The sequence below is a fragment of the Pseudomonas sp. Larv2_ips genome, assembly GCF_963879675.1.
Classification (GTDB): Bacteria; Pseudomonadota; Gammaproteobacteria; order Pseudomonadales; family Pseudomonadaceae; genus Aquipseudomonas.
The window spans coordinates 81,606-100,723 of the sequence record NZ_CAWOAW010000031.1 but is presented as its reverse complement, the minus strand read 5'-3'; the positions used below and the strand labels follow the sequence as shown (position 1 = coordinate 100,723).

Annotated in this window: 17 protein-coding genes and 1 pseudogene; 6 read left to right on the top strand and 12 right to left on the bottom strand. The window is 63.3% G+C overall.

The window, feature by feature from the left end; translation table 11 throughout:
* From AACV02_RS26135 to AACV02_RS26095, 9 genes are all read right to left on the bottom strand, one after another.
* Positions 1–1,011, bottom strand: coding sequence for a FecCD family ABC transporter permease (locus AACV02_RS26135; RefSeq protein WP_119737834.1), 1,011 nt, complete (start codon positions 1,009–1,011; stop codon positions 1–3).
* Entirely contained in the window at positions 1,008–1,955 is a 948-nt protein-coding gene (locus AACV02_RS26130) for an ABC transporter substrate-binding protein (protein ID WP_119737832.1), read from the bottom strand. Before AACV02_RS26130 ends, AACV02_RS26135 begins: the two co-directional genes overlap by 4 nt.
* Complete coding sequence (locus AACV02_RS26125) at positions 1,952–2,740, bottom strand: ABC transporter ATP-binding protein (protein WP_119737830.1); 789 nt, start codon at positions 2,738–2,740, stop codon at positions 1,952–1,954. Before AACV02_RS26125 ends, AACV02_RS26130 begins: the two co-directional genes overlap by 4 nt.
* Positions 2,741–2,880: 140 nt before the next feature.
* Entirely contained in the window at positions 2,881–4,989 is a 2,109-nt protein-coding gene (locus AACV02_RS26120) for a TonB-dependent receptor (protein WP_119737827.1), read from the bottom strand.
* A gap of 151 nt (positions 4,990–5,140) precedes the next feature.
* Complete coding sequence (locus AACV02_RS26115) at positions 5,141–6,523, bottom strand: PepSY-associated TM helix domain-containing protein (RefSeq protein ID WP_119737825.1); 1,383 nt, start codon at positions 6,521–6,523, stop codon at positions 5,141–5,143.
* Positions 6,524–6,640: 117 nt separating this feature from the next.
* The gene (locus AACV02_RS26110) at positions 6,641–8,701 is read right to left on the bottom strand and encodes a TonB-dependent copper receptor (protein WP_106577768.1); all 2,061 of its coding nucleotides are present in this window, start codon (positions 8,699–8,701) and stop codon (positions 6,641–6,643) included.
* Between the two features lie 93 nt (positions 8,702–8,794).
* Positions 8,795–9,157 carry a DUF2946 domain-containing protein gene (locus tag AACV02_RS26105; RefSeq protein ID WP_119738385.1) on the bottom strand — a complete coding sequence of 121 codons (363 nt, stop codon included), beginning with the start codon at positions 9,155–9,157 and terminating at the stop codon, positions 8,795–8,797.
* Positions 9,158–9,221: 64 nt separating this feature from the next.
* Positions 9,222–9,704 (bottom strand): copper chaperone PCu(A)C, encoded by a 483-nt coding sequence (locus AACV02_RS26100; RefSeq protein WP_106577682.1) that lies wholly within the window; start codon positions 9,702–9,704, stop codon positions 9,222–9,224.
* A gap of 46 nt (positions 9,705–9,750) precedes the next feature.
* Positions 9,751–10,146: a DUF2946 domain-containing protein gene (locus AACV02_RS26095; protein WP_106577683.1), complete on the bottom strand. Its 396-nt coding sequence runs from the start codon at positions 10,144–10,146 to the stop codon at positions 9,751–9,753.
* Positions 10,147–10,430: 284 nt separating this feature from the next.
* Between AACV02_RS26095 and AACV02_RS31015 the strand changes: the two are divergent.
* A pseudogene (locus AACV02_RS31015) lies at positions 10,431–10,598 on the top strand (DUF6124 family protein); the annotation flags it as partial.
* Between the two features lie 519 nt (positions 10,599–11,117).
* On the opposite strand, the gene AACV02_RS26090 reads toward AACV02_RS31015, so the two are convergent.
* Together AACV02_RS26090 and cbiE are read right to left on the bottom strand one after the other, a co-directional pair.
* Positions 11,118–11,837 carry a cobalt-precorrin-6A reductase gene (locus tag AACV02_RS26090; RefSeq protein WP_119737823.1) on the bottom strand — a complete coding sequence of 240 codons (720 nt, stop codon included), beginning with the start codon at positions 11,835–11,837 and terminating at the stop codon, positions 11,118–11,120.
* Complete coding sequence (gene cbiE / locus AACV02_RS26085; protein ID WP_119737821.1) at positions 11,834–13,039, bottom strand: precorrin-6y C5,15-methyltransferase (decarboxylating) subunit CbiE; 1,206 nt, start codon at positions 13,037–13,039, stop codon at positions 11,834–11,836. Before cbiE ends, AACV02_RS26090 begins: the two co-directional genes overlap by 4 nt.
* A 38-nt stretch (positions 13,040–13,077) precedes the next feature.
* Between cbiE and cobG the strand changes: the two genes are divergently transcribed.
* The 5 genes from cobG (at position 13,078) to AACV02_RS26060 (ending at position 18,428) form a co-directional block, all read left to right on the top strand.
* Positions 13,078–14,424: a precorrin-3B synthase gene (gene cobG, locus AACV02_RS26080; RefSeq protein ID WP_119737819.1), complete on the top strand. Its 1,347-nt coding sequence runs from the start codon at positions 13,078–13,080 to the stop codon at positions 14,422–14,424.
* Positions 14,417–15,043: a precorrin-8X methylmutase gene (locus AACV02_RS26075; RefSeq protein ID WP_119737817.1), complete on the top strand. Its 627-nt coding sequence runs from the start codon at positions 14,417–14,419 to the stop codon at positions 15,041–15,043. The genes cobG and AACV02_RS26075 overlap by 8 nt, the downstream gene beginning before the upstream one ends.
* The gene (locus AACV02_RS26070; protein WP_177410092.1) at positions 15,040–15,774 is read left to right on the top strand and encodes a precorrin-2 C(20)-methyltransferase; all 735 of its coding nucleotides are present in this window, start codon (positions 15,040–15,042) and stop codon (positions 15,772–15,774) included. The genes AACV02_RS26075 and AACV02_RS26070 overlap by 4 nt, the downstream gene beginning before the upstream one ends.
* Positions 15,774–17,411 carry a precorrin-3B C(17)-methyltransferase gene (cobJ, locus tag AACV02_RS26065; protein ID WP_119737815.1) on the top strand — a complete coding sequence of 546 codons (1,638 nt, stop codon included), beginning with the start codon at positions 15,774–15,776 and terminating at the stop codon, positions 17,409–17,411. Before AACV02_RS26070 ends, cobJ begins: the two co-directional genes overlap by 1 nt.
* Positions 17,412–17,648: 237 nt before the next feature.
* Entirely contained in the window at positions 17,649–18,428 is a 780-nt protein-coding gene (locus AACV02_RS26060) for a hypothetical protein (protein ID WP_119737813.1), read from the top strand.
* Here the strand turns inward: AACV02_RS26060 and AACV02_RS26055 are convergent.
* On the bottom strand, positions 18,425–19,021 hold the full coding sequence (locus tag AACV02_RS26055) for a MarC family protein (protein ID WP_017253590.1): 597 nt from the start codon (positions 19,019–19,021) through the stop codon (positions 18,425–18,427). The genes AACV02_RS26060 and AACV02_RS26055 overlap by 4 nt on opposite strands.
* Positions 19,022–19,118: the final 97 nt, after the last annotated feature.

Here is a 19,118-nt window from a genome sequence, read left to right as displayed (position 1 = left end):
TCAGCGCTTGCGCATCAGCCCGATAAAAAACAGCCCGCCAATCGCCGCCGTGGCCACGCCGATCGGCAAGTCCTCGGGGGCGATCAGCGTGCGTGCGGCCACGTCGACCCACACCAGGAACACGCTGCCCAGCAGCACGCACACCGGCAATAAACGCCGATGCTCGGCGCCGACCAGGCGCCGGGCAATGTGCGGCACCATCAGCCCCACAAAACCGATGGAGCCGCTGATCGACACCAGCACTGCGGTCATCAACGAGGCGACCAGGAACACCTTCAACCGCACAGTGCGTGCGTTGAGGCCGAGGGTCACGGCGGTCTGTTCGCCGGCCATCAAGGCATTGAGCGGGCGCGCCATGCTCAGCAGCAACAGCAAGCCCAGCAGCACCGTGATACACGGAATCGTCAACAGCTCCCAACGTGCGAGCCCGAGCCCGCCAAGCATCCAGAACATCACCGCCGACGCGGCGCGGTGGTCGCCCATGAACAGCAACAGGTTGGCTGCCGCCATCATGACAAACGACACGGCCACGCCGCACAGCAGCAGGCGATCGCTCTCCAGTCGCCCGTTGCGGCTCGCCACCGCCAGCACCACCAGCATGCTCAGCAGCGCGCCGATAAAGGCGGCGATGGGCAGCGTGAGCAGGCCGATGATTTCCCCCACATGCAGCACCACGATCACCGCGCCGAGGGTGGCGCCGGAGGTCACGCCCAGCAGGTGCGGGTCGGCCAGCGGGTTGCGCGTCACCGCTTGCAACACCGCACCGATCAGCGCCAGCCCGGCGCCCACCAGTGCGCCGAGCAGCATGCGCGGCACGCGGATCAGCCAGACGATGTGTTCCTGCCCGGTGCTCCAATTCACTTCACCGAGGCCGAACGCCTTGTTCAGCAAAATGTGCCACACCACGTCTACCGGCACCCGCGCCGAGCCGAACCCCAGCGAAATCACGCAGGAGACCAACAGCAACGCACCCAGGGCGCTTAACAGCAGGACGTAGCGCCGCGTGATCATTCGCCGTGGAACCCCTTGGCCAGGGTTTCCACCGCCAGCACGTTATCGATGCCCGGCGTGGCCTGCACGTAGGGGATCACGATAAAGCGCTGATTACGGATGGCGTCCACCGATTGCAGGGCCGGGTTGTTGAGCAGAAAGTGCGCCTTTTGCTCGGCTGTGACTTCGCTGTAATCGACGATCACGATCACCTGCGGGTTGCGTTCCACCACCGTTTCCCAGTTGACGCGGGTCCAGCTGGCGTCGATGTCATCGAGAATATTGCGCCCACCGGCGGCCTCGATCAGCGCCTGCGGCATGCCCAGGCGGCCGGAGGTCATGGCGCGGTCTTCGCCGCTGTCGTAGAGGAACACGCGAGGCTTCTCGGCGGGCAGGTCTCTTTGCACCTCGGCAACGTGCGCCTGCATCTGCGCGATCAAGGCGTTGGCGCGGTCCTGCACGTCGAAGATCCTGCCCAGGTTGCGCAGGTCGTTATAGGTGTCTTCCAGGGTGGCGGCGGGGCGCTTCATCACAAAGGCGCACGACTCGGTCAGCTCATACACGTTGATGCCCAAAGGTTGCAGGGTTTGCGGCGTGAGGTCGCCGCCCACGCGCATGCCGTAGTCCCAGCCGGCGAAGAAGAAATCGACGTTGGCATTGAGCAGCGTTTCCACCGACGGATACTTGCTCGCCAGCTCCGGCAGGCCGTCGAGGCTGCTGGCCATTTGCGGAGTGACCGACTTCCAGCCGGTCACTCCGCTGTAGCCGGCCATCTGCGGCTTGAGGCCGAGCGCGAGTATCATCTGGGTCATGTTGATGTCGTGGCTGACCGCATGTTTGGGCGCTTCCTGAAAGGTCACGTCGCGGTTGCAGCTTTTGACGGTCACCGGGTAATGGGTCGCTTGGGCGAACGCTTGGGCAGTGCCGAACATCAGGGCGAGAGACAACAGGACGCGCAGGGTCATGGTTGGGTTATCCAGGTGATTCGGGGGTAGCCGGACAAGGGGTGAGTGTCGATCAGTGCGTCAACGCCAAACACGTCACGCAGCAATTCGGCGGTCAGCACGTGGTGAGGTGTGCCGCTGGCGACGATGCGCCCGTGGTTGATCACGTACAGGCGGTCACAGAAGGCGGCGGCCAGGTTCAGGTCGTGGATGCTCGCCAGGGTGCCGATGTTCAGGCGTTTGATCAGCCGCAGTAGCTCAAGCTGATAACGCGGGTCGAGGTGATTGGTCGGTTCGTCGAGGATCAGCAATTGCGGTTGCTGGGCCAACGCGCGGGCGAGGATGACGCGCTGCTTTTCACCGCCCGAGAGGGTGGCGAACGCATGGTCTTCAAAGCCCTGCATGCCGACCGATGCCAGTGCCGCTTGAATCAATTGTCGGTCGTGAAGCGTGTCGCCATCGAACAAGCCTTTATGAGGCGTGCGGCCCATGGCGACCACTTCATCCACGCGTACACCGAAGGCGTCGGGAAATTCCTGCAGCACCACGGCGATACGTTGTGCGCACCACTTGGCGCTGTGCTTCCAGACGTTTTGGTGTTCGAGCAGTACGTCGCCGTGTTCCGGTTTGGTGAAGCGATAGGCGCAGCGCAACAGGCTGGTTTTGCCGCTGCCATTGGGACCGATCAGCCCGACAAACTCCCCCGCACCGACCTGCAGGCTGGCGTCACGCAGTTGGAACTGGTGATTGCAGTGGTCGTGGCCCGGTGGGGTCCAGGTCAGGTCGGTGAGTGAGAGTGAGGCCATTCATATTCTCAAGGTCAGCGCAGATCAAACGACGTGGGAGCGGGCTTGCTCGCGAAGGCGGTGGTTCAGTGAAAGACGTGATGGCTGACACACCGCATTCGCGAGCACGCCCGCTCCTGCAGGGTTCCATGGTGTATCCGTTAAAAGGTGTAATCCGCCGTCACGAAGAACGAACGTGGCTCACCCAAAATCCACTGCTGGCCGTTGTTGTACTGGCTGACCGCGTAAGTGCGGTTGAACAGGTTGTTCAGCTCCAGGCCCAGCGTGGTGTTGCGCATCGCCTTCCACGACACGGTCGCGTCGGCCACGGTGTAGCTCGGCACCTCGCTGCTGTTGGCGGTGTCGGCATACCGCGCGCTGACGTAACGCACCCCGGCACCGGCGCGCACATTATCGGTCACGGCCTTGCTCAGCCACAGGTTGGCAGTACGGTTGGGGACGTCCACCGGGCGGTTGCCGGCGCGGGACACCGCCTGGCCATTCACCGCTTCGGAAAAGTCGTCGTACTTGGCCCGCACGATGGCGGCGTTCGCTTGCAATTGCCAGGCGTTCGGCAGTTGCAGGTCGAGGCTGGCTTCCAGGCCGTTCGAGGATTGCTGGCCGACTTGTTGTTGCAGCGTGGTGCCGGGGATGTTGGTCAACAGCTTCTTTTTGACGATGTGATAGGCCGCCAGCGTCCACTCGCCGCGCGAGTCCCAGAATGCCTGCTTGATACCGACTTCGGCTTGTTTGGCGGTGGACAAGCCAAACTGCTGCTGGCTCGGGCTCAAGCTGATCAGGCTGCCGACGCCGTCGGTGCTGGTGGCGTATTGGCCGTAGACCGAAGTGTCCGGAGTGATCGCGTAGACCAGGCCGGCTTTCCAGTTGTTGCCGGTGAGGGTTCTGTCGGCGCCCTGGTTCGCTGTGGTCAGGTCGTTGCTGTCGATGTGCAGATAGTCACGGCGCGCGCCGGTGATCAGCGACAGTTTATCGGTCAGTTGCAGGCGGTTTTCAGCGAAGGCGGCGAGCTGTTTGGTGGTGCTGACCGACTGCGCAATAAAGGGGCTGTCGCTTTCAAACGGTTGTGGCACGGGATGGTTGATGTCCACCGGCTGGCCGCCACCCGGCAGGTCGTCGAAGGGCGCGTTGCTCGCCAGACGGAAGCGAATACGGTTGTACTCGACACCTGTCACGGTCTGGCTGTCGAGGCCCAACAGGGTGTGTTTGAAGGTGAAGGTCTGGCGGTCGCCGACCTGTTCCTGATCGTGCTTGATGCCCAGGTAGCTCTGGCGTACGAGCCCGCCGTCCACATAGTTGTAGCTCTCGGCGTTTTGCCAGCGACGCTGGTTTTTCAGGTACGACAGCTCGTTGGTGGCCGTGACGTTGTCGTTGATCTGCCACTCGCTGGTCAGGCGTGTCCACTGGTCGTTGTAGTGCTGTTTGTCGTCGCTGACGTTGTAGTTTTTGTCGCGCAGGCTTTTGTGCAACTGGCCATTGATCAGCGGCGTGCCGTAGTAATTCTGCGGGGTCTGGTCGCCATAGTCGTGTGCCAGGGTGACGCTCAGGTTGTCGGCCGGCTGCCAGCGCAGGGCGCCGCTGACGAAGTCGCTGGCAGAGTCGCCGCGCGCGATGAAACCGTTGCTGCGCAGGCGGTTGATGTTCAGGCGGTAGCTCAGGGTGTCGGTCAGCGAGCCGCCGCTGTCCAGGGCTTGCTGCTGGCGGTCATAGGAACCGTAGCCGAGGCGCAGGTGGTTTTCGATCTCGCCTTCAAACGGCTTTTTCGGCAGGGTGTTGACCACCGCGCCCGTGGCGCCCTGGCCGTAGATCACCGAGGCGGGGCCGCGCAACACATCCACGCGTTCAACCGACCAGGTGTCTACCGGGAAGGTGGAAGTGCCCGCGCCGTCGAACATGCGCTGGCCGTCGTACAGTTGCAGCACTGCACTCTGCCCGGTAAAGCCGCGCGCCTGCAACGAGGTGCCGCCGTCGCCCGGCGTGCCGGTGCGGCTGATGCCGGTGGCGCGCGAGATAGCGTCCTGCACACTGGCGTCGCCGCGTTCGCGGATTTTTTCGCCGGTCTGGCTTTCAACACTGCCAGGGGTTTGCAGGGCCGTAAGGTTCAGGCGCGAGCCCGCAGTGGTCGGGGTGTTGAGGTCGACGCGTTCGTCATCCACGGCGGTTGCGGTGACGGGGCTGGCGGGCAGGGTCAGGGCCTGGGCACTGGTGTGCAGGGCGAGCAGGCACAGGCCGGGCGCTAGGTACTTGTTCATCGATCAATCAATCACTTCTTGGAGGGGTACTCGCCGCAGTGCGCGGCGAGCAACGATAACGCAGAAAGTGTTATAAGTTAACACTTATTGGCTGCGGGACAAAAGTCGCGCAAGGCTACAGAAGGGCTCTGCCGTGGGCATCTCGCCTGCCTCATGCAGAACCTGAGGTAGATTCACGTTGGTTGAAAACGCGCGCCAATACCAGCCGATCCAATGCCCACACCCCGATCAACGAGGCGCCGACCAAGGGGAAAATGATCGCCAGCGCGAGCATGATCCCCATCGCGGTTTTCCACTTCGGCACGTCATGGCGCAGCGGCGGCACACCCAGGCCACCGGCAGGCCGGCGTTTCCACCAGATCACCACACCACTGACCGCGCTGAGCAAAATCATCAGGCAGATCAGCAGCACGATCAGTTGGTTGACCCAACCGAACATCTTGCCTTCGTGCAGCATCACACCCGTTTCGGTGGCGCGCGCCACCGTGTTGTAGTGTTCCCAGCGCACATCGGCGAGCACCTTGCCGGTGTATTGGTCCACGTGCAGGGTCGCGTCGTTGCGTGGGTCGTTGGCGAACACCGCGACGGTGAACACACCGTCGGCGGTGCTGGGAAAGGTGATGCTGTAGCCGGGTTCAACCTGGCGAGCATTGGCCAGATCGACCACCTGCTGCAGACGCACGGTTGGCGCAGCCGGGCCCGAATGCATGGCGCCGTGGTTCATGTGTTCGGCGTGGTCGCCGGACATTGGCATCGGCGTGTTTTCCATCGCCCACGGCACGGTTTGCTGGCTGGCGGTATTGAGGCTGCGCGCCTGCTGATCCGACTGCGGCACGGTGTTCCACATCGCCGCCGGAAAGCGATTCCACAACGCGGCGTATTGCTTGCCCCAGAAGCCGGTCCAGGTCATGCCGCTGAGCAGCATCACCAGTAAAAACGCCGCCCCCCAGAAACCGGCGACGGCGTGCATGTCGCGCCAGAACACGCGCCCACGCGCGTTGAACCGTGGCCATAACACCCCGGCCGACGACTTGCCGCGCGGCCACCACAGGTACAGGCCGGACACCACCAGCATCACGCCCCAACCGGCGGCGAGTTCCACCAGGCGGTCGCCGACGGTGCCGATCATCAGCTCACCGTGGAGTGCGCGGGCGATGGCTTGCAGGTTGTATTTGGCATCCTGTTCGCCAAGCACGGTGCCGCGGTACGGGTCCACGAATACGGTCACTTCGCGGCCGCTGTCATGCATCACGAACTGCGCGCTGCTGGTGGCGTCGGCCGGTGGCAGGTATTTACTGATTTTGCCCTGGGGAAAAGCTGCCTGCGCGCGCTGTAATTGCTCGTCGGCACTCAAGGCGTGTTCGGCGCTTTGCACGGTGAGCAGGTCGGCGTACATCAGCGGGTCGAGCTGGGGTTTGAACAGGTAGATGATGCCGGTGAGGGCCAGCAGCACCATGAAAGGCGCGACGAAAAGCCCGGCGTAGAAGTGCCAGCGCCAGGCCAGGTTGTAGAAGGAAATCTTTTGAGTGGTCATCAGGATGCTCCGCAAAGGCTTTAAAAATTTTATTCAGTTATGCCGCCTTCGCGAGCAAGCCCGCTCCCACATTTGAAATGCATTCCAAGTGTGGGAGCGGGCTTGCTCGCGAAGCTTTTAGAAGCTCATGTCCACCTTGGTCCAGAGCGTGCGCCCCGGTTCCTTGATGGCTTGCGGGTCGCTGGCCGGGTAGCCGAAGCCGGCGTTGCCGGCCAGGTTCAAGTGCTCGGCATAGGCTTTGCCAAACAGGTTGTCGACGCCGGTGCTGACCTTGAAGTGCTTATTGATGCGGTACGCCGCGTTCAGCGAGAACACGCCAAAGCCGCCGCTTTTGTCGAAGTCTTTGCCGACCACGTTGCCCTTGTTCGGGTCGATGCGGTTTTGCGCTGCCACCACGCGCCACAAGGCACCGGCGCTCCAGTCGTCTTCGCTGTAGGTCAGGCCGAAACGCGCGTCCAGCGGCGGCATTTGCGGCAGGGCCTTGCCGTCGCTGGTGTTCTTGCCCCAGGCGTAGGCGAGGCTGGCATCGGCCTTCCAGTGGCGCGTCAGCTTATAGGCCGCACCCAGTTCGCCGCCCATGATGCGGGCATCGACGTTACGCGCCTGGGAGGTGGTGCCCATCATGCCGGGCGTGTAGTCGAACAGGATGAAGTCGCGCACCTGGCCGACATAAGCCGAGGCCCAGGCTTCTACGTCAGCGGTTTTGTACTGCGCGCCGAAGTCGAGTTGGGTGGTTTTTTCCGGCTTCACACCTTCGAAAGCATTCACTGAACCGACCGCGCCGGTATTAGGGGAAAACAGCTCCCAGTAATCCGGGAAACGTTCCGAATGGCCCAGCCCGGCGTAGACAGTGGTGGGGCTGTCGGCCAAGTCATGCTCATAGCGCACAAAGCCCGACGGCAGCGTATCGGCGCGGGTGTCGTCGGCGGTCGGGTTGGGGCGGGACATCATCCCTGAACCGGTCGTCTGGCGAAAATCCTTGGCCGAGGCGCGGTCCAGGCGTGCGCCGGTGATCAGACGATCGCGGTCGGCGGCGTACCAGGTCAGTTCGCCGAACACGCCATAGTTGTGGAAGTTGGCGTCCTTGTTGCGCGGCAGATCCTTGTAGGTGTCGACGCCCATGCTGCTGCGCTGGCGGTGTTCGTTGGTCTGCGCGTCCAGGCCGCTGATCAGTTGCACATCGGCCCAGCGCCAGGTGGCCTTGATCCGCGCGCCGAGGGTGCGGCGGTCGACGTTGGAGGCCATGGGCCCGGCCATCATGCCGGTGCCGGACGGCGTGCGCAGGCTGTAGTTGTCCATCACATGGTCGGCGTAGTTGTAGTAGACCTGGGCTTCAACTTTATCCAGCACCTCGCCGATGTTGGATTTTTCGAAGCGCAGGCCCAGGCTTTCGCGCAGGAACTGCGAACCGTCCATGCCGCGCCCGGCGTAGCGTGCTTCGCCATCGCCACGGCCGGCGGTAAGTTCCAGCAGGGTGTCGGCGTCGGGGGTAAAACCGACGGCGACATCGCCGTTCCACTTGTCGTAGCGCGAGGCAACCGTGTCGTTGTTGCCGTCCTTGTAGTCATCGGCGTGTGCCTGGTTGCCGATCACGCGCACGTAGCCCAGCGGCCCGCCGGCGGCGGCATCGATGACTTTGTCGAAGCGCCCGTTGGAGCCGGCCAGCACGCTGGCGTTGACCCGCGTGCCCAGCTCGCCGAACTGCTCCGGCTCACGCTCGAACAGAATGGTGCCGGCCGACGCGCCCGGGCCCCAGAGCACGGTTTGCGGGCCTTTGATCACGGTGAGCTTGTCGTAGGTTTCCGGCGAAATGTAGGAGGTCGGTGCGTCCATCCGGCCTGGGCAGGCGCCGAGCATCATGCCGCCATTGGTGAGGATATTCAGGCGCGAGCCGAACATGCCGCGCAGCACCGGGTCGCCATTGGTGCCGCCGTTGCGCACCAGGGCGAAGCCAGGGATGGTCTTGAGGTAGTCGCCGCCATCGCTGGCGGGCACCGGTTGGCGTGGGTCTTTGGGGTTGGTGATCACGGTCAGCGGCGAGCTGGGAGCAATCGCGGTGATCACCGTGGGGCTTAACTCATGATCGTCGGCGTGTACCTGTGGCACCAACAGTGCGCCACACAGAACAGCGAAAACGGGGGTACATCCCATACGGGTGTCAGCAGAAAACCTGGACATGAAAAATTCCATCAATCATTCGTAAACAACACGGCCAGCAGCCTGCGGCTGTCTGTCTAAAGTCGGCCGGTGTGAAGTAGCGCGGTGAAAGGCTTACGCGGTGATGGGGGGCGCGCGGCTGCGGGCGCCGGGGAAAATGCTCTGCCGGGCATGGCCCAGGTGTGGGGCGGGGGTGAGGGCGTTGGCGGGTGGCGCGGTGCCGAGGGTGATATAGGACACGCTGCCGGGCAGGGCCGGGCAACTGAAGAGCAGGCTGCAATAGCCGCACTTTTCCCAGAGCACGTGGTGCTCGTCAGGCGCTTTGCTGTGTTGCGGTGCATCGCCATGGCAGCTGGGCATGTCCATGGACATTTCCATCGACATACCGGCGTGATGATCCATCGGCATCGCTTGGGAAATCAGCGGACCGATGAAGATCATCAGCATGGCGAACAGGCTGATCCAGCTGGCGCGCATCAAACCCAGGGGCTTGCGGCGTTGCGCGGATAACCTGGCGCGAGGGGCGCCCATCGAGGTTGGCCTATTGAGCGTGCATAGACTCGTGGCCAGCCGCTGGCGGCGTTTTCTGAACCGAAACTTCGACTTCAACCTTGCCGGCTTTTTCGAACGTCAGGGTCAGTGGGAATTGCTTGCCGTCGGCCAGCAGGCTGCGGTCTTTTAGGCCCAGCAGCATCACGTGATAGGCCATTGGCGCGAAGGTCAAATCCCCCTTGGCCGGCACGGCAACGCTGGGCACTTGTTGCATTTTCATTAAGTCGCCTTGCATCACATGCTCGTGAAGCTCGGCTTTGTCCGCTACCGGCGTCTCGACGCCAAGCAGGCGGTCCGGCGTTTCGCCGGCGTTATGAATCACGAAATACGCAGCGACGGTCGGCGCATTCGGTGGCAGCTCCTGTGACCAGGGATCGCTGACCAGCAGGTCGCCGGCCTTGTAGTCATCGGCATTCGCAGCAACACACACCGGCAGCAACAACGCAGCCAGAAGCAGGGAAGATTTGAGCATGGCAGTTCTCCAGAACGGTTCTAAACGCAGTTCACTTGCGAAGAAATCAGACCGTTGGAGACGCGCGCGGGTTGAGGCTCGGCCATTGCTGGCGCGGGGTAGGGGCTTGCAATGAAGGCGGCGGCAGGCTCTGCGCCGCTGCAAAACGGGTGAGATACAACTGCGGCACATGCCCCGGCAAGGCCACCAAAGGCGGTGAGCCCGAGCAACACCAGCAGTGCTGCATGGTGGAGTGGTCGTCCTGCTGCGGCGCCGGAATGTCGAGCTTGCCCAGGGCAATGGTCTTCAGGCTGGCGCCATTGGAGGAGCAAAAACTGCCCCATAGCAATTGCTGAACAGGGTCGCTGGACTGCTGCATCGCACTCGCCATCGGCATGGCAAAGGCGTTGAACAGCACTGCAAAGCAGGCGATCCACACAATTGCAAAGCGTTGACGGGCCATGGCGGACAATCCGTAGGGTTAAGCGATCAGGTGCGTATTTAGCCTGATCGGTGGGGATAAGTAAAAAAGGCCGGTGTGGTTTGGTGTCGCAGTGGTTGTCTACAGGATAGCCGGGAACCACAGATTGCCAATTTTGCAGATGGGCCGCGACATTCAGCGTGACGCTGAACCCTGTGGGGGCTGGCTTGTGTTCGGCGGTGGATGGAGGCGTATAGGAACGTCCGACAACGATTCAAGGTTGTCCCTAGGAAGATGGAACTCTAGTCCCCGGACACCGCTGAAAACTCGGCGAAACACTCGCCTCGACCAATGCGCTGAGGTGCGACCTTGCCTTTGACCTGGATGGCCCTAAATCAGAGAAATTGCTCGGCGTTGCGCAGTTGATTGAGCTGGCGCAGTTGCTGGCCGATCGAGTGCACATGGGCGTCGGACAAACGAAAACTGCAGCCTGATAACGCAGTTCCAAATGTGGGAGCGGGCTTGCTCGCGAAGGCGGGGTATCAGTAACGGCCAGGCTCACTGACCCACCGCCATCGCAGGCAAGCCGGCTCCCACACTTATTTGTGTCTGGCCAAAATTTTGCGCCCGCCACAAACCAAATGTGGCAGCGGGCTTGCTCGCGAAGGCGGGGTATCAGTAACGGCCAGGCTCACTGACCCACCGCCATCGCAGGCAAGCCGGCTCCCACACTTATTTGTGCCTGGGCAAAATTTTGCGCCCGCCACAAACCAAATGTGGGAGCGGGCTTGCTCGCGAAGGCGGTGTATCAGTAACGGCGAGGCTCACTGACCCACCGCCATCGCAGGCAAGCCGGCTCCCACACTTATTTGTGCCTGGCCAAAATTTTGCGCCCGCCACAAACCAAATGTGGGAGCCGGGCTTGCCCGCGATAACGCTGGGTCAGCCAGTGATTAATTGGCTGACCCAGCGCCTTCGCGAGCAAGCCCGCTCCCACATTGGAAAGGTGGTGTTTAGAGCGTGTTGACGGCCTGTAGCACCGCAGCCACGTCGGTGAACTCTCGATCTACCGCAGCCAGTATTGGACGCTTCAAGACAAGCACCGGTATTCCCAGCTCCCGCGCTACTTCCAGTTTCGGTTCGGTCGCCGTACTGCCGCTGTTCTTGCTGATCAACACATCAATCCCACGCCGCTCAAACAACGCGCGCTCGTCTTCAATCAGAAACGGCCCACGTGCGCCGATGACTTCACAGCGTGCATTGCCCGGATACACATCCAGTGCGCGCAGCGTCCAGAGCTGATCGGCGGGGATCTCATCAAGATGCTGCAATGGCTCGCGCCCCAGTGTGAACAACGGGCGCTTGAAGGGCCTCAACGCTTCAACCAGCTCGGCCCAATCACTCACCTCACGCCAGTTATCGCCTGCCTGCGGTTGCCACGCCGGACGGCGCAGCGCCCAGCAAGGGATGCCGCACAGCCGCGCCGCCTGCGCGGCGTTCCGGCTGATCTGGGCGGCATACGGATGGGTGGCATCGAGGATCAGGCTGATGTGTTCATCGCGAACAAACTGCGCCAGCCCTTCAACCCCGCCATACCCACCGACGCGCACGTGGCAGGTGAGGTCGGTAGGCACACGGCCCACACCGGCCAGACTGTAGATATGTTCAGGCCCCAGCGTACGCGCGATGGCCAGCGCTTCGGTCACGCCGCCCAACAGCAGGATGCGTTTCATAACGGCTTGACCACTTCCAGCAAGGTAATCGGCAACGCCTGGCGCCAGGTGTCGAACTCGCCCAGCGGCTGGGCCTGCGCCACGTGAATGCGAGTCAGCTCGCCGCCGTGCTCTGCGCGCCAGGCCATCAGGGTCATTTCGCTTTGCAGGGTCACGGCGTTCGCGACCAGACGGCCGCCCGGGCGCAGGTGCTGCCAGCACGTGTCGAGCACGCCGTCGCGGGTGACGCCGCCACCGATGAAGATCGCGTCTGGTGCTTCCAGTCCGTGCAGCACGTCCGGCGCCTTTCCACGAATCAATTGCAAACCGGGCACGCCAAGGGCGTCGCGGTTATGTTCGATCAGGCCTTGGCGGCCTGCGTCGGCTTCAATCGCCAGCGCGCGGCAGCTGGGATGGGCACGCATCCATTCAATGCCGATGGAGCCACTGCCTGCGCCTACGTCCCAGAGCAACTCGCCGGGCACCGGTGCGAGGCGGGCGAGCGTCATGGCGCGCACGTCACGCTTGGTCAGTTGGCCGTCGTGCTGGAAGGCTGAGTCCGGCAGGCCGGCGAGGCGCGACAGGCGCGGTGTGTTGGCGTCGGCCACGCAGTCAATGGCGACGAGATTCAAATCCGCAACCGAGGCGTGTGGCCAATCAACCGCCAGCCCGTCAATGCGCTGTTCATCCGCGCCGCCCACGTGTTCAAACACACTGAGACGGCTGGCGCCAAACCCGGACTGAACCAGTAGCGAGGCAATCGCCGCAGGGCTGCGGCCATCGTTGCTCAACACCAGCAACCGCACGCCGCTGGCCAGATGCGCATTCAGTGCCGCCAGCGGCCGCGCCACCACCGACAACGTCACCACGTCCTGCAACGGCCAGCCCAATCGCGCCGCCGCCAGCGACACCGACGACGGCGCCGGTAAAACCAGCAACTCTTCAGCCGCCACCTGCCGCGCCAGGCTGGCGCCCACGCCATAGAACATCGGGTCGCCGCTGGCCAGCACGCACACAGGCTCGCCGCGTTGCGCCAACACGGGCGCCAGGGAAAACGGGCTCGGCCACAGCTGCCGCTCACCACGAATACACACCGGCAACAGGTCCAACTGACGCTGGCCGCCTATAATCCGGGAGGCGCGCAACAGGGCATGCCGGGCGTTTCTGCCCAGCCCCTTGAAGCCGTCTTCACCGATGCCTACTACCGTCAGCCAGGGCGACATATCAATTCCTTGAACGACATCCGACGGGCAGGCTTTTCATGCCGCCGGACAAAGCAGGCATAATACCGCGCCTTTACCCGTCAACCGGTAGCCCCGTGAACCCAACACCCGCTCTGAACACCTTGCGCCCCTCGGCTTGTCCGGGGTTGCTGCGTATTGTCCAGGCGTTGGATGGCGGCATTTGCCGGATCAAATTGGCCGGTGGGTCCATCAGCGCCGCGCAGGCGGTGGCCGTGGCGGACGCGGCCCAGGCCTACGCCGGTGGAGTGATCGAGGCCACCAACCGCGCCAATCTGCAGATTCGCGGGATCGGTGCCGAGCAGCAGGCCTTGATCGCCGCGCTGCTGGCCGCAGGCCTGGGCCCGAACAACGCTGCTGGCGATGATGTGCGCAACCTGATGCTCAGCCCCAGCGCCGGTATCGATACTCAAATGTTGTTCGACACCCGACCGTTGGCCGGGCAGATCCTCGCCACCTTGCAAAACCGTCCACGTTTCCATGAGTTGTCGGCCAAGTTCGCCGTGCAGCTCGATGGCGGTGAAGCCCTGGCGATGCTCGAGCATCACCACGACCTATGGCTGTCGGCGTTTGAGCGCGATGGCGAAACATTATTGGCCTTCGGGCTGGCGGGTTGCCCTGGGTTGGATGCGCCGGTGGCGGCCGTGCCCCTGGAGCAGGGTCATGCCCTGGTCGTCGCAGTGCTGGAGCTGTTTCTCGACTTGGCGACGCCGACGCAAACCCGCATGCGTCAGGTGTCTGTGGATAACTTATTGGCCCGTCTGAGCCTGCCGCTGCTGCCGGTGGAGGGCTTCAAACGCCCGGCCAGTGGGGCTTTGCTGCACTTGGGCAGTTATCCACAGCGGCAAAAAGATCAATTCTACGTCGCCGCCGTTGCACCGCTGGGTCGCCTGGATTCAACCATGCTCAAAGGCGCCGCGCAGTTGGCCATGGAGTTGGGCGACGGCACTTTACGTTTCACGCCATGGCAGGGCGTGCTGCTGCCCAACATTAAAAGCCACGGCGCAGTGACTGAGCGTCTGGAGCACCTGGGCTTTCTCTGCTCAGTCGACCAACCCCTGGCGCGCCTGATCGCCTGCACCGGCTCAAGCGGCTGTGGCAAAGGCCTGGCCGATACCAAGGCCGACGCCCTGCAATTGGCCGCGTTGCAACCTGGCGTTGAGGTGCACTTATCCGGCTGCGCACGCTCCTGCGCGGCCGCGCACACCGCGCCAGTCACGTTACTGGCAGTGAGCCCCGGCCACTACGACGTCTATTTTCGCGATGCAGCCCAGCCAGGTTTCGGCCGGCTGCACGCGCGCACTCTTTCCATTGAAGCGGCGGGCGCCCTGTTACGCGCACGCTCACGGAGCAACACCGATGATTGATTACATCCGCGACGGTCAGGAGATCTATCGCAACTCCTTCGCCATTATTCGCGCGGAAGCCAAATTGGACCGCATCCCGGCTGATTTGGAAAAACTCGCGGTGCGGGTGATCCACGCCTGCGGCATGGTCGAGGCCATCGATGGCCTGCAGTTCTCCGAAGGCGCAGGCAAGGCCGGGCGCGATGCGCTGGCCGCCGGTGCGCCGATCCTGTGCGATGCGCGGATGGTCTCTGAAGGCGTAACCCGTGCGCGCCTGCCGGCCAACAATCAGGTGATCTGCACCCTGCGCGACGACAGCGTGCCGGAACTGGCGCGCGCGTTGGGCAACACCCGTTCCGCTGCTGCCCTGGAGCTGTGGCGCCCACACCTGGAAGGCAGTGTGGTGGTGATCGGCAACGCGCCGACCGCGCTGTTCTACCTGCTGGAGATGCTCGATGCCGGTGCGCCAAAACCTGCATTGATTCTGGGCTTCCCGGTCGGCTTTGTCGGCGCTGCCGAATCCAAAGCGATGCTCGCAGCAGACAGCCGTGGCGTGCCGTTCGTGATCATGCAAGGGCGCCTGGGCGGCAGTGCGATGGCGGCCGCTGCGGTCAACGCCCTGGCCACGGAGGTCGAATAATGTCGGCACGCGGACGTTTGATCGGCCTGGGCGTGGGCCCCGGCGACCCGGAACTGATCACCCTCAAGGCCCTGCGCCTGCTGCGCGAATCGCCAGTGGTGGCGTACTTCGTGGCCAAGGGCAAGAAGGGCAATGCGTTCGGCATCATCGAAGACCACCTGGTTGCGCAGCAGACCCTGATGCCACTGGTGTACCCGGTGACCACCGAAGTGCTGCCGGCGCCGCTGTCCTACGAGCAAGTCATCAGCGACTTCTACGACACGGCAAGCCTGGACGTGGCCGCGCACCTGGACGCCGGCCGCGACGTGGCGGTGATCTGCGAAGGTGACCCGTTCTTCTACGGGTCCTACATGTACCTGCACGACCGCCTGGCCGAGCGCTATGACGCCCAGGTCATTCCCGGCGTGTGCTCGATGCTCGGCGGCGCCTCGGTACTCGGCGCGCCGCTGGTGTATCGCAATCAGAGCCTGTCGGTGCTCTCGGGCGTGCTGCCCCATGACGACCTCAAGCGTCGCCTGGCGGATGCCGATGCGGCGGTGATCATGAAGCTGGGGCGTAACTTCCCCAAGGTGCGTCAGGTGCTGGAAGAACTCGGCCTGGCCGAGCGCGCGCTGTATGTCGAGCGCGCGACCATGGCCAACCAGAAAATCGTGCCGCTGGATCAGGTCGACCCGGCGTCTTCACCGTACTTCTCGCTGATCATCGTGCCTGGCGAACGGTGGCAAGGTTGATGCGCCCGGCGATTGTCATTCTGGGCCAGGGCAGCCTGGCCACGGCGCGCAAAATTGCGCAGGTTTACCCCGGCGCGCTGATCCACGGTTTGGCCGGGCGCGTTGAAGGCGCCGACCAGACCTACAGCGAGTTCGGCGCGACCCTGCGCCAGCTGTATCAACAGGGTACGCCGCTGATTGCGCTGTGCGCTGCCGGCATCGTGATCCGCACCCTGGCGCCGCTGCTGCTGGAAAAAGGCGAGGAACCCGCCGTGCTGGCCGTGGCGGAAGACGGCAGTGCCGTGGTGCCGTTGCTCGGCGGCCTCGGTGGCGTGAACGTGATGGCGCGCGACATTGGCGCTGCATTGGGCGTGTCTGCCGCGATCACCACCAGTGGCGAGTTGCGGTTCGGCACCTGCCTGCTCAACCCGCCTGCGGGTTATCAACTGGCGGATCTGGAGCTGGGCAAGCGTTTTGTCTCGGACCTGCTGGCCGGCGAAAGCGTGCGCATCGAAGGCGCAGCGCCCTGGCTGGCTCAGGCCAATCTGCCGCAGGATCAGCAGGCACGCCTGGCGATTCATGTGGGCAGCGCCGAGCGCGTGCCCGCCGCCAACGAGTTGCTGATTTACCCGCAGAACGTGTGCGTCACCTGCAAGCCCGGCGCGCACCTGGCTGAACGTGTGCGGGCGGCATTGCACGACGCGGGTATTGCCGTTCAATCCCTGGCCTGCGTGTTGGCCAGCGATACACAGATGGCCGAACCTTCGCTGCACGAGGCTGCGCTGGCATTGAGTGTGCCGCTGCTGTTTTCCAGCGTCACGCAGGAGGCGGACATCGTCATCAGCGTCGCCGAGCAGCCCCTGGACCTGGCGCATGTTGGTCGCCCGCGCGGCCGTCTGGCGGTGATTGGCCTGGGCCCTGGCGCCGCCGAATTGATGGTGCCGGCGGTCAAGGCTGAACTGGCGCGCTGCACCGATGTGCTCGGTTACGAAACCTATGTGCGCATGGCCGGGCCATTTCGTGACGACCAGGTGCAGCACTGCACCGATAACCGCGAAGAAATGCAGCGTGCGCGCCATGCCTTCGAGCTGGCTGCGCAAGGGCGCTCAGTCGTGGTGGTATCGTCCGGTGACCCCGGCGTATTCGCCATGGCGGCGGCTGTGATCGAGGCCTTGCATGAGTCGAGTGACCCGGCCTGGCATCAGGTTGACCTGCAGATTCTGCCAGGCGTCTCGGCTTCGCTTGCCACCGCTGCGCAAGCGGGTGCGCCGCTGGGGCATGACTTCTGTGTGATGTCGCTGTCGGACAACCTCAAGCCCTGGTCGATCATCGAAAAGCGCCTGGACCTCGCGTCCCAGGCCGACTTGGCGTTGGCGTTCTACAACCCGATCTCGCGTTCGCGGCCATGGCAATTGGGGCGCGCGCTGGAAATCGTCGCGCTGCACCGCACGCCTGAAACGCCGGTGGTGCTGGGGCGCGATATCGGTCGCCCAGGCCAGACACTGCGTGTCACCACGCTTGGGCAGCTGACGCCCGAACAGGTCGATATGCGCACCATGGTGCTGATTGGCTCGTCCACCACGTGCGTATTTGCGCGCGCCGGTGGCGGTGAGTGGGTGTACACGCCGCGCTGGTATGGTGAAAAACCCGCCTCCTGAAAACGGCCTGTCGCACGCCGGAAAGCTCCGAGTAACGCTGGGTGAACGCCCGCCGTTATTCGGGGCTTTTTCTTTTTTTATCGACGAAATCCGGAAGGGCCCACGGGCCGCCCAGCAATCGTTGGGTGGCGGGACTTGCCGCATGCCGGCAAGTGATGTTTGTGGCCTGGAAAGCGCTCTCGCGGCTGGACTAGTGTGAACACACGCCCCATGTGGGGTGCTTGTGGAGAACTGAAAATGGAGCGACAGCACCGAAGGATCAACAGCGTAAAGAGGCGCAAGTTGATTGCCGCCTACAAGTTGCCGGGAGCGCCGGGTGCACAGACCTCTGTGCCGATGGGCGCGGACGATGACAGCAATGCAGCGGTGGTGAACAACGGCGTGATCTCGTTTATCGAGGGGATGTCCGCCCTGAACCGCGAATACGTTCGCAAGAGCTACTTGCTTGCGAGCAGCTACGTCAGCGATGTGTTGAAGGTTCAGCGCGGCACCGAAGCCTGGTACGACGAATTTATCAAGGTGATGGTCAGCCTGGGCTGGCTGCCGGTGCGCAGCCGCTTCGAGCGGGTCACGCGCTCGGGCAAAGGCCTGACCGTGCAATTGGCGGCGCTGAACATCATTGCGGCGATGCTGGCCTCGATGTCACTGGCCGGACCTTTGCTCACCGCACTGCCCAAGCTGGCGGCGGATGCGTTGGAGGCGTTGAAGCAGCAACCCGCGACGTTCGACCTGTTCAAACGCAATAGCTCGGTGCATCAGGGCGGTGATTTCGGCCTGGCTTCCTGCGCCGAAACCGAAGGGGAAGTGATGATGGTGCTGGTGACCTACAGCAGCCACGGTGTGAGCAAACAGGTGGGCTTGCCCTTTCTGGAATGGGACAGCGCCTCGTTCGAGGCCTTCAGCGGGCAAACCTGCCTGGTGCTCAATACCGCGGTGGTCAACGAAACGACGCTTCAGCTGATGCGTGAGAGCGCCGGTGACAAGGTCCAGCTGGCCATCGCCAAGTACCGTATCTAGGGCACCAGGTAACCGCGTACGCCGGTAAAGATGATCTGCGCGGCGAGGGCGCACACGAACAATCCCATCAACCGGCTGACAATCTGCAAGCCCTGGTCGCCCAGAATGCGTTCGATGCGATTGGACAGGTACAGCACCACGCCCACCGTGAGGCTGGCCAGGGCAATGCTGAGGATGGCCATGATCTTGTCATCCCAGTGCGGCTGGCTCACACCCATTACCAGCAGCGCACCGATGGTGCCCGGGCCGACGGTGAGCGGGATGGTCAGCGGCACGATGGTCACGTCCTGCTGCACGTTGTCGGTCTGCACTGCCGACTTGCCTTGGGCCATACCCAGCGCCGAGATGAACAGCACGCTGCCGGCGCCAATGCGAAAAGCGTCCACGGTGATGCCGAACACGCTGAAAATCACTCGCCCGAACAGGTACAGCAACACGCTCGAGACCAGCGTTGCCAGCGCTACTTTCCAGGCCAGTCGCCGCCGCTCCTTGCTGGAGTAACCGCGGGTCAGGCTGATAAAACAGGACAGCACGAAGAACGGGCTGTAGAGCACCAGCATCTTCAGGTAAACGCTGAATAACACGTGGAGCATGAGGGCGGCTCGCGGGCGGAAAGATGGGGTGAGTCTAACAGGCGGCGCAGATCAAATGTGGGAGCGGGCTTGCTCGCGAATGCGGTGGATCAGTTAA

Excerpts from the sequence above, each read along its gene's own strand:
- AACV02_RS26135 (WP_119737834.1), bottom strand. The coding sequence starts at position 1,011 with ATGATCACGCGGCGCTACGTCCTGCTGTTAAGCGCCCTGGGTGCGTTG.
- cobG (WP_119737819.1), top strand. The coding sequence starts at position 13,078 with ATGCCGCCGGACAAAGCAGGCATAATACCGCGCCTTTACCCGTCAACC.
- AACV02_RS26110 (WP_106577768.1), bottom strand. The coding sequence starts at position 8,701 with ATGTCCAGGTTTTCTGCTGACACCCGTATGGGATGTACCCCCGTTTTC.
- AACV02_RS26105 (WP_119738385.1), bottom strand. The coding sequence starts at position 9,157 with ATGCGCGCCAGCTGGATCAGCCTGTTCGCCATGCTGATGATCTTCATC.
- AACV02_RS26090 (WP_119737823.1), bottom strand. The coding sequence starts at position 11,837 with ATGAAACGCATCCTGCTGTTGGGCGGCGTGACCGAAGCGCTGGCCATC.
- cbiE (WP_119737821.1), bottom strand. The coding sequence starts at position 13,039 with ATGTCGCCCTGGCTGACGGTAGTAGGCATCGGTGAAGACGGCTTCAAG.
- AACV02_RS26095 (WP_106577683.1), bottom strand. The coding sequence starts at position 10,146 with ATGGCCCGTCAACGCTTTGCAATTGTGTGGATCGCCTGCTTTGCAGTG.
- AACV02_RS26055 (WP_017253590.1), bottom strand. The coding sequence starts at position 19,021 with ATGCTCCACGTGTTATTCAGCGTTTACCTGAAGATGCTGGTGCTCTAC.
- AACV02_RS26115 (WP_119737825.1), bottom strand. The coding sequence starts at position 6,523 with ATGACCACTCAAAAGATTTCCTTCTACAACCTGGCCTGGCGCTGGCAC.
- AACV02_RS26060 (WP_119737813.1), top strand. The coding sequence starts at position 17,649 with ATGGAGCGACAGCACCGAAGGATCAACAGCGTAAAGAGGCGCAAGTTG.
- AACV02_RS26100 (WP_106577682.1), bottom strand. The coding sequence starts at position 9,704 with ATGCTCAAATCTTCCCTGCTTCTGGCTGCGTTGTTGCTGCCGGTGTGT.
- AACV02_RS26125 (WP_119737830.1), bottom strand. The coding sequence starts at position 2,740 with ATGGCCTCACTCTCACTCACCGACCTGACCTGGACCCCACCGGGCCAC.
- AACV02_RS26120 (WP_119737827.1), bottom strand. The coding sequence starts at position 4,989 with ATGAACAAGTACCTAGCGCCCGGCCTGTGCCTGCTCGCCCTGCACACC.
- AACV02_RS26130 (WP_119737832.1), bottom strand. The coding sequence starts at position 1,955 with ATGACCCTGCGCGTCCTGTTGTCTCTCGCCCTGATGTTCGGCACTGCC.
- cobJ (WP_119737815.1), top strand. The coding sequence starts at position 15,774 with ATGCGCCCGGCGATTGTCATTCTGGGCCAGGGCAGCCTGGCCACGGCG.
- AACV02_RS26075 (WP_119737817.1), top strand. The coding sequence starts at position 14,417 with ATGATTGATTACATCCGCGACGGTCAGGAGATCTATCGCAACTCCTTC.